This window comes from Streptomyces bohaiensis (assembly GCF_012033785.1).
Classification (GTDB): Bacteria; Actinomycetota; Actinomycetes; order Streptomycetales; family Streptomycetaceae; genus Streptomyces; species Streptomyces bohaiensis.
On record NZ_JAAVJC010000039.1, the window covers coordinates 1 to 8,493 of the forward strand.

Annotated in this window: 7 protein-coding genes; 1 reads left to right on the plus strand and 6 read right to left on the minus strand. The window is 74.7% G+C overall.

Annotated features, from left to right (window positions below; all coding sequences use genetic code 11):
- Positions 1-26: 26 nt before the first annotated feature.
- The 3 genes from HCN52_RS07490 to HCN52_RS07500 all read right to left on the minus strand — a co-directional run bounded on the left by HCN52_RS07490 (position 27) and on the right by HCN52_RS07500 (position 2,036).
- Positions 27-968: an ROK family glucokinase gene (locus HCN52_RS07490; protein WP_168087580.1), complete on the minus strand. Its 942-nt coding sequence runs from the start codon at positions 966-968 to the stop codon at positions 27-29.
- Positions 969-1,045: 77 nt separating this feature from the next.
- Entirely contained in the window at positions 1,046-1,471 is a 426-nt protein-coding gene (locus tag HCN52_RS07495) for a DUF5304 family protein (protein WP_168087581.1), read from the minus strand.
- A gap of 118 nt (positions 1,472-1,589) precedes the next feature.
- The gene (locus tag HCN52_RS07500) at positions 1,590-2,036 is read right to left on the minus strand and encodes an SRPBCC family protein (RefSeq protein WP_168087582.1); all 447 of its coding nucleotides are present in this window, start codon (positions 2,034-2,036) and stop codon (positions 1,590-1,592) included.
- A gap of 361 nt (positions 2,037-2,397) precedes the next feature.
- Here HCN52_RS07500 and HCN52_RS07505 point away from each other — a divergent pair, with 361 nt between their 5' ends.
- The gene (locus tag HCN52_RS07505; protein WP_168087583.1) at positions 2,398-4,212 is read left to right on the plus strand and encodes an AMP-dependent synthetase/ligase; all 1,815 of its coding nucleotides are present in this window, start codon (positions 2,398-2,400) and stop codon (positions 4,210-4,212) included.
- Between the two features lie 92 nt (positions 4,213-4,304).
- On the opposite strand, the gene HCN52_RS07510 is transcribed toward HCN52_RS07505, so the two are convergent.
- From HCN52_RS07510 to HCN52_RS07520, 3 genes are all read right to left on the minus strand, one after another.
- A complete protein-coding gene (locus tag HCN52_RS07510) occupies positions 4,305-5,456 on the minus strand; it encodes a glycosyltransferase family 4 protein (protein WP_168087584.1) in 1,152 nt (383 codons plus the stop codon).
- 97 nt (positions 5,457-5,553) lie between these two features.
- Positions 5,554-6,618, minus strand: coding sequence for a C40 family peptidase (locus HCN52_RS07515; RefSeq protein ID WP_312876590.1), 1,065 nt, complete (start codon positions 6,616-6,618; stop codon positions 5,554-5,556).
- Between the two features lie 301 nt (positions 6,619-6,919).
- The gene (locus tag HCN52_RS07520; RefSeq protein WP_168087585.1) at positions 6,920-8,044 is read right to left on the minus strand and encodes a C40 family peptidase; all 1,125 of its coding nucleotides are present in this window, start codon (positions 8,042-8,044) and stop codon (positions 6,920-6,922) included.
- Between the last annotated feature and the right edge of the window lie 449 nt (positions 8,045-8,493).

The window sequence follows — 8,493 nt, forward strand, 5'->3', positions numbered from 1 at the left end:
GTGCCGGGCCGCGGTGGCGCCCGCGGTCAGCCCTGGCGGGCGAGGTCGGCGGCGCCGACCAGTCCGGCGCGGCCGCCGAGCTGCGCGGCCAGCACCTGGGCGTGCGGCCGGTAGCGGCTGCCGACCAGCCAGCGGCGGAACGACTTGCGGATGGGCTCCAGGACGAGGTCGCCCTCGTCGGAGACGCCGCCGCCGACGATGAACGCCGAGGGGTCGAACAGCGAGGCGAGGTCGGCCAGCCCGGCCCCGGCCCACCGGGCCAGCTCACGGAAGGAGTCGATGGCGACCGGGTCGCCCTGCCGCGCCGCCTCGGAGACGTGCCGCCCCTCGATGCCCTCCGGGGTGCCGTCGCCGAGTGCCAGCAGCGCGGTGGCCTGGTCGGGGCTGGCGGTGGCCCGCTGCCGTGCGTAGCGCACCAGCGCGCGGCCGGAGGCGTACTGCTCCCAGCAGCCCTGGCTGCCGCAGCCGCACAGGAGGCCGTCCGGCACTATCCGGATGTGCCCGAACTCCCCGGCGATGCCGAAGCGTCCGCGGTGGAGCCGCCCGCCCATGACGATGCCGCCACCCAGGCCGGTGCCGAGGGTGATGCAGACGACGTCCTCGTGGCCGGCGCCCGCGCCGAAGCGGTACTCGCCCCACGCGGCGGCGTTGGCGTCGTTCTCGACGACGACCGGCAGGCCGACGCGCTGCTCGACCTTGTCCTTCAGCGCCTCGTGCCGCCACTTGATGTTGGGGGCGAACAGCACGGTGGCGCGCTTGTCGTCGACGTAGCCGGCGGCGCCGATGCCGACGGCCTCGGCGCCCGAGCCGTCGCCGACCGTCCGCACCGCGTCCGCGATGGCGTCCACGACGCCCTGCGGGGTCGGCGGCGTCGGCACCGTGCAGGTGTTGAGGATGGCGCCGGATTCGTCGACCACCCCGGCCGCGATCTTGGTGCCGCCGATGTCGACCCCGATGGTGAGTCCCATGAGTCCCTCAGTGAGTGGTCGTTGCATACCGCCGCGCAATACCGTACAGGAGGTGAACGGTCACTCTGACGGGTCGCTCAGGGCTTCGCCTCGCCGCCGCGGGAGTCCGCGCCGCTGTCGCCCGAGTCAGGGCCCTCGCCGCTCTCCGCGGCGGTCCTGTCGCCGCTGTCCGGCTGTTGCTGAGGAGTGAACGCGGCGCGGAAGGCGGCCGCCAGTTCGTCACCCGCGCGGGCGAGGTGGCCGATGGTGTCGCGATGGCGCTCCAACACGGGGTCCACGGCAGCACGGGCCCTGCCCGCGGCGTCGGTGGCCACCCAGCCGGCGGGGCCGCCGGCGACCTGTCCGATGCGCCGGGTGACTGTGTCGAAGAAGTGACGCAGTTCGTCGACCGGTTCGCTGCCGCGGCCCGCGGCCCGGCGCCGCGCGCGCTCGGCGGCGAGGTCCTCCTCGCAGGCGGTGGCCCAGGCGTCGTCGTCGAAGGGGGGCCGGTGTGCGTCGGTCATGGCGGGCTCCTGGGGCGGGACGCGTGACTCGTCGCTCCCGACGGTACCGGAACGCCCGAGGACGGTCACCGGCTCGGCCCGCGCCCGCCCCCGCGATCCGCGGGGCGGGCCGCGCGGGTCAGGGGTTCAGGCTCTCCACGCGCCGTCGCAGCCCGTCGAGGGCGCGGTCCACGATGACCTTCTCGGCCTTGCGCTTGATGTCGCCCAGCATCGGGATCTTCACGTCCACGGTCAGCTGGTAGACGACCTCCGTGCGGGTGCCGCCGGCCGTGGGGATCAGCCGGTAGGACCCGTCGAGGGAGCGCAGCATCCGCGACCGCACCAGCGTCCAGGAGACCTCCGTCCCGCCCGTCCAGGTGTAGGCGAGGGTGTGGTCGTCACGGATCGCCCCGGCGTCCAGGACCAGCCGGACCTGGCGGGCGCGACCCTGCTCGTCGGAGTCCAGGATCTCCGCCTCCGTCACCTCGCCCGTCCAGTCCGGGTAGCGCTCGAAGTCGGCGATCACCGCCATCACCGCGGCCGGCGACGCCTCGACGGTGATGCTGGACCTGGTCTGCTCGGCCATCGCGCTGGCTCCTCGTTCTCTCTCGCCCCTGGGGCGGCCCGAGCAATCCGGCACCGTCCCGAGGGGGAAGGCTATACCGTGCTCGGCACGACGCCCGCCGGTCGCTCGCAGGCAGTTGGACGGCCACCCGGTGCAGGTCGGCGATTCACCGGTAGGCTCGGGCGATGGACGGGACCGGGCCGCGCGCCCGGAGCCGGCGACGGGTGTGCCGCAAGGACGCAGGCGCGCCCGCCACCACCCCGCCCGCGGGGTCCTTCCGGCTCCGCGCCCGGTCATGCAGCTCGGGGCACCGCCGCCCCGGTCGAACCGCAGCCGACGGCCGCCGGTCCGCCGGCCGGGACGTCGGGGACGAGGAGCAGCAGTGCGCGAGTTCAGCCTTCCGGCCCTGTACGAGGTTGCGCCGGGTGACCGGCTCACGGATGTCCTCGACCGCCACGCGGCGTCGGGGCCCGATGAGGTGGTGGTCGCGCGACGGACCCCCGAGGGCGGTTGGCAGGACGTCACCAGCACGGCGTTCCTCGCGGAGGTCCGTGCGGTGGCCAAGGGGCTGGTGGCCTCCGGGGTGCGCCCCGGCGACCGGGTGGCGCTGATGTCGCGGACCCGGTACGAGTGGACGCTGCTGGACTTCGCGATCTGGTACGCCGGCGGTGTCGGTGTCCCCGTCTACGAGACGAGCTCCCCCGAGCAGGTCCGCTGGATCCTCGAGGACTCCGCGGCCGTCGGCATCGTCGTCGAGCACGCCGAGCACCGCGCGACGGTGGAGGCACTGCGCGGCGACGTCCCCGAGCTGCGACTGCTGCTGACGATCGACGCGGAGGCCGGGAGCGGCGGCGTCGGTGCCATCGCCGAGCTGACCGAGGCGGGCGCCGCGGTCTCCGACGAGGACCTGGCGTCGGCCCGGGACACCGTGACCGCCGACAGCCCGGCCACGCTCATCTACACCTCCGGCACCACCGGCCGGCCCAAGGGGTGCGTCCTCACCCACCGCGCGTTCCTCACCGACGCGGGCAACGTGGTGAAGGCGCTGCCGCCGCTGTTCTCGTCCGGCCGCTCGGTGCTGCTCTTCCTGCCGCTCGCCCACGTCTTCGCTCGACTGGTGCAGGTCGCGGCGGTGTTCGCCCCGATCCGGCTCGGCCACACCAGCGACATCGCCACGCTCACCGACGACCTGGCGTCCTTCCGCCCCACGCTGCTCCTGGCGGTCCCCCGGGTCTTCGAGAAGGTGTACAACAGCGCGCGCGCCAAGGCGCGTGAGGGCGGCAAGGGCCGCATCTTCGACATGGCCGCCGACACCGCCATCGAGTGGAGTCGCGGCATGTCCGCCGGGCAGAAGCCCGGCCTGGGGCTGAAGCTGCGCCACGGCCTGTACGACAAGCTGGTCTACAGCAAGCTCCGCGCCGCGCTCGGCGGTCGGGCCGAGTACGCCATCTCCGGGGGCGCCGCGCTCGGCGTCCGCCTCGGGCACTTCTACCGCGGCATCGGCTTCACCGTGCTGGAGGGCTACGGGCTGACGGAGACCTGCGCGCCGACCGCCTTCAACCCCTGGGACGCGCCCCGCATCGGCACGGTCGGCCGGCCGCTCCCGGGGTCGACGGTGCGGATCGCCGACGACGGCGAGGTGCTGCTCCGCGGCGACCACCTCTTCGACCGCTACTGGAACAACGAGAAGGCGACCACCGAGGCGATGACCGACGGCTGGTACCACACCGGCGACATCGGCTCCCTCGACGACGACGGCTACCTGTCGATCACCGGGCGCAAGAAGGAGATCCTGGTGACGGCCGGCGGCAAGAACGTCGCCCCGGCCGTCATCGAGGACCGCATCCGGGCGCACGCGCTGGTCGCGGAGTGCATGGTGGTCGGTGACGCGCGCCCCTTCGTGGGGGCGCTCATCACCCTCGACGAGGAGTTCCTGCCGCGGTGGGCGGCGGAGAACGGCAAGGACATCTCCGACCGCGAGGCGCTGCTGCGCGACGCGGACCTCCTCGCCGCCGTGCAGGACGCCGTCGACCAGGGGAACGCGGCGGTCTCCCGGGCGGAGTCGGTCCGCAAGTTCCGCCTGCTGCCGTCCCAGTTCAGCGAGGAGACCGGCCACCTCACGCCGTCGATGAAGCTGAAGCGGCACGTCGTCGCCCGCGACTTCGCCGCCGAGATCGACGCGCTGTACGACTCCTGACGCCGGTCTTGACCCGGTGCCACCGGCCGGTCCCGCCCTCGGGCGGGGCCGGCCGGTGGCGTGTCGGCGTCGTCCCGTAGGACGGGTCGCCGTCAGAGCAGGGCCCGCAACCGCTCCGCGATCAGGTCCCAGCGCCACTTCTCCTCGACCCACGCACGGCCCCGCTCGCCCATCCGCCGCCGCAGCTCCGGGTCGCCCAGCAGGGTCACGAGGCGCTCGGCGGTCTCCTCGGCCGCCGTCGGCGCTCCGCCGCGCACCACCCAGCCCGTCTCGCCGTCCAGCACCGCGTCGGGCGCCCCGCCGGAGTCGCCGCCGACGACAGGGAGCCCGGTGGCGGACGCCTCCAGGTAGACGATGCCCAGGCCCTCGACGTCCAGCCCGCCCCGCCGGGTGCGGCACGGCATGGCGAAGACGTCCCCCGCCCCGTAGTGGGCGGGGAGTTCGGACCAGGGCACCGGACCGGTGAACCGGACGGAGTCGGCGACGCCCTCGGCGACGGCCAGTTTCCGCAGCTCCGGCAGGTACGGCCCGCCACCGACCACCAGCAGGACCGCGTCGGGGAACCGGTCGAGCACCCGGGGCATGGACCGGATCAGGGTGTCCTGGCCCTTGCGCGGCACGATCCGCGAGACGCACACCACCACGGGGCGGTCGGCCAGCCCGAGGGAGGCGCGGAGCTCGGCGCCGCCCGAGTCGGGGTGGAAGGTCTTCTCGTCGACGCCTGGCGGCAGTTGCACCATCCGCCGGGCGGCGTCCCCGGTCACCGCGCGCGCCACCCGGGAGCGGGTGTACTCCCCCAGGTAGGTCAGGGTGTCGGTCGACTCGCCGATGCGGCGCAGCAGCTGCCGGGCGGCGGGCAGCTGCGCCCACCCGGCCTCGTGGCCGTGGGTGGTGGCCACCAGCCGGCGCGCGCCGGCGGACCGCAGCGCGGGGGCCATCAGCCCGAGCGGGGCGGCGGCACCGAACCACACCGAGCGGCAGTCGTGCCGCCGCAGCAGCTCCTGGGCGCGGCGGGTGACCCGGGGGGTGGGCAGCAGCATGGTGGTGCGGTCGCGCACCACGGTGAACGGCTGCTCGGCGTCGAACGCCGCGGTGGCCTCGGCACCTTCGCGGCCGCGTTTCCAGGTCGAGGCGTAGACCACGATCCGTTCGGGGTCCATCCGCAGCGCCATGCTGTGCAGGAACGCCTGGATGCCGCCCGGCCGCGGCGGGAAGTCGTTGGTGACGATCAGGGTGCGGTCCATCGGGAGGAGCCTATCCGCCGGGCGCCGGGCCGCTCCCTCCCGCCCCGTCGGCGCGTCGGGTCGACGGCGGGCCGGGTCGACGGCGGGTCGGGGGCGGTCAGGGGCGGACGACGGCGCTGACCGGCATCATGCGGACCGGGTCGTGGCGGACCGAGGCGCCGGGGTAGGGGGCGTGGACCACCTGTCCGCCGCCGACGTAGAGCGCGACGTGACTGGCGTCGTCCCGGTAGATCACCAGGTCCCCGGGGCGGGCGTCCTCCAGCGACACCCGGCGGCCGGCGCCTGCCTGCCCCTGGCTGGTGCGCGGCAGCGAGGCGCCCGCCTGGGCGTAGGCCCACTGGGTGAGGCCCGAGCAGTCGAACCCGTGGGGTCCGGTCGATCCCCAGACGTAGGGACGGCCGAGGGCGCGGCGGGCCGCCTCCACGGCGGCGGCGGCACGGCCGGACGGCGCGTCCGCAGCGGCGGTGAGGGCCGCGGGGCCCCGGTCCCGGCTCTCACTGCGAGCGGCCCGCTCGGCCTCCGCCCGGTCCCGTTCGGCGCGCTCCTCGGCGGTGAGCCGGTTGAGCTGGTGCTGGGCGCGGGCGAGTTTCCGCTGCACCTCGCGTTTGCTCGCGGCCAGCTCCGCGCGTCTCTCCTCCAACTCGGCGAGGAGCGCCCCGGCCTCGGTCCGCTGCTGGTCGACCACGCGCTGCGCCGCGAGCAGGCCGTGCAGTTCGCCGCGCTGCCGGTCGCCGACGCGGTCGAGGTGGGCCGCCCGGTCGAGGTAGCCGTCGGGGTCGTCCGCCAGCAGCAGCGCCAGCGCGGGGTCGACCGAGCCGTTCCGGTAGTGGGCGGCAGCGGCCGAACCGATCGCGCGGCGCTGGTCGTTGACGCGCTGCTGGCTGCGGGCCAGCCGCTCCTGGCGGCGTTCGACCTCCTCGCGGAGCTCGGCCACCCGCTCGTCGACCGCGTTGTGGGCCTCGACGGCACGTTCCGCCTCGGCGAGGAGGCCGTCCACCCGCTCCCCCGCCGCGTTCACGGTGTCCCCGCCCTGTCCGTCGACGGGTTGCGCGACGACGGGGGTGACACCGCCGACCAGGACGGCGGAAGCGGCGGCGGTGAGCATGCCCGCCCGGGCGGCTCTGCCGCGGGTGGGAGGTACGCAGCCTCGGTTGGTGGGCACGGACGGACGCTCTCCTCGGTCGGGGCACGGGGAGAGCAGAATGTAGTGGCGGCCGGGCCGCCCGCCGGCCAGCGCCGCGCCCCGGGCGGCGGCGTTCGACGCCACCTCCGCCGCAGGTCAGCCCAGTTGCGGTGCGGCCCGGAGCAGCGGGTCGCACCGGCAGCACTTTCACCCCTCCGGGGGAGCGCGTGAACCCGGGTTGTCCGCCGGTGTGTTGCCGCGGCCCGGCACGGCGACGGGGCGGCGGTCCACCGGTCTCCCGGTGAACCGCCGCCCCGTCGGGCCGAGCCTGTCGCGGGCGTCAGGCGACGCGCACGCCGAACTGGAACGGCATGGAGTGCAGCGGCGCGTAGCTCACGGTGGAGCCGGTGCGCGGGGCGTGCAGGATCTGGCCGTTGCCGACGTAGATGCCGATGTGGGTCAGGCCGCCGTAGTAGAGCACGAGGTCGCCGGGCTGCAGCTGGTCGGCGGAGACCCGGGTGCCGGCGGCGGCCTGCGCCTGCGAGGTGCGGGGCAGGGAGATCCCGGCCTGCTTGTAGGCCCAGCCGGTGAGACCGGAGCAGTCGAACGTCGTCGGGCCGGTGCTGCCGAAGACGTACGGCGCGCCGATCTTGCTCTGCGCCGCGGAGATGGCGCTCTGTGCGTAGGACGAACCGCCGCCGCCACCGCCGGGGGCGACCGCCGAACCGCCGCCACCGCCACCACCGCTGCCTCCGGCCGGGGTGTCGCTGCGGCCGTCGCTGCGGCTGGCCCGGTCGGCGGCGGCCTCCGCCTCGCGCTGGGCGGCGGCCTCGGCCTCGCGCTCCTCCGCGGCGATCGCGGCGCGCTCCTCCTCGGTCAGCCGGTTGAGCAGCTGCCGGGCCTCGGTCAGCTTGCCCTGGATCTCGTCCTTGCGCTCCTTGGCCTCGGCGCGGGACTCCTCGAGGGACTCCAGCTTGGCGCTGGCCTCGGCACGCTGCTGACCGAGGGCGCGCTGCTTGGCCTCGATGGTGCGCAGCGCCTCGGCCTGCTTGCCGGTGATCTGGTCCAGGGTGGAGGCGCGGTCGAGGTAGCCGTCGGGGTCCGCGGAGAGGAAGAGCTGCACGGAGGGCGTCATGCCGCCGTTGCGGTACTGCGCGGAGGCCACCGAACCGATGCTGTTGCGCAGCTCGTTCAGTTCCTCCTGGCCGCGGGCGACCGACTCCTGGAGCTTGTCGGCCTCCTCCTGGAGGCTCTCGGCCCGCTCGACGGCGCCGATGTACTCCTCGTTGATCGTCGCGGCCTCTTCGTGGAGCTCGTCGACGCGCTCCTTGACCTCGTCCTTGGACGGGTTGGGGGTCGCGCTCGCGCTGCCCTGGGAGGTGAACGCGACGGTCGCAGCGGCAGCGGCACCGAAGAAGGACACACGGGCGCGGCTCGGCTGCTTGGGACGACGGTGGGACGCCACTGGGGCGATCTCCTTCTTCCTCAGCCGCCTGCCGGTTGCCCGGCCCCGCGTGTCTGCCGCGGATCGGCGGTTCCTCCGCTGTCACCCCGGATGAGTGAACAACCGCGCGGAGGTTCGACGCCAGACCATAGCGACAGGGGAAACCCTCGTTCAAATCCCCCCGGGGATATTTTACCTACCCGGCACCACGCGCAGTCGAACCCGCACACTCCGTACATCCGGAATGCGGCCGAACCGGGGCACGAACTCCCCGAACACCCGTTCCGGACAACAGACGTTCCGTCCGGTTCGCGCCGACTGCCGCGACTTGACAGAACGACGTCCGGCGCATGTGACCGACCTCTCCCAACGGGGCGGGCGGGGCGCCCGACGCGGTGCTGGACGGCGAGACGGGCTGGGTGGTGCGCGGCGGAGCGCCGACGGCGGCCGAGGAGACCGCCGAGCGCCTC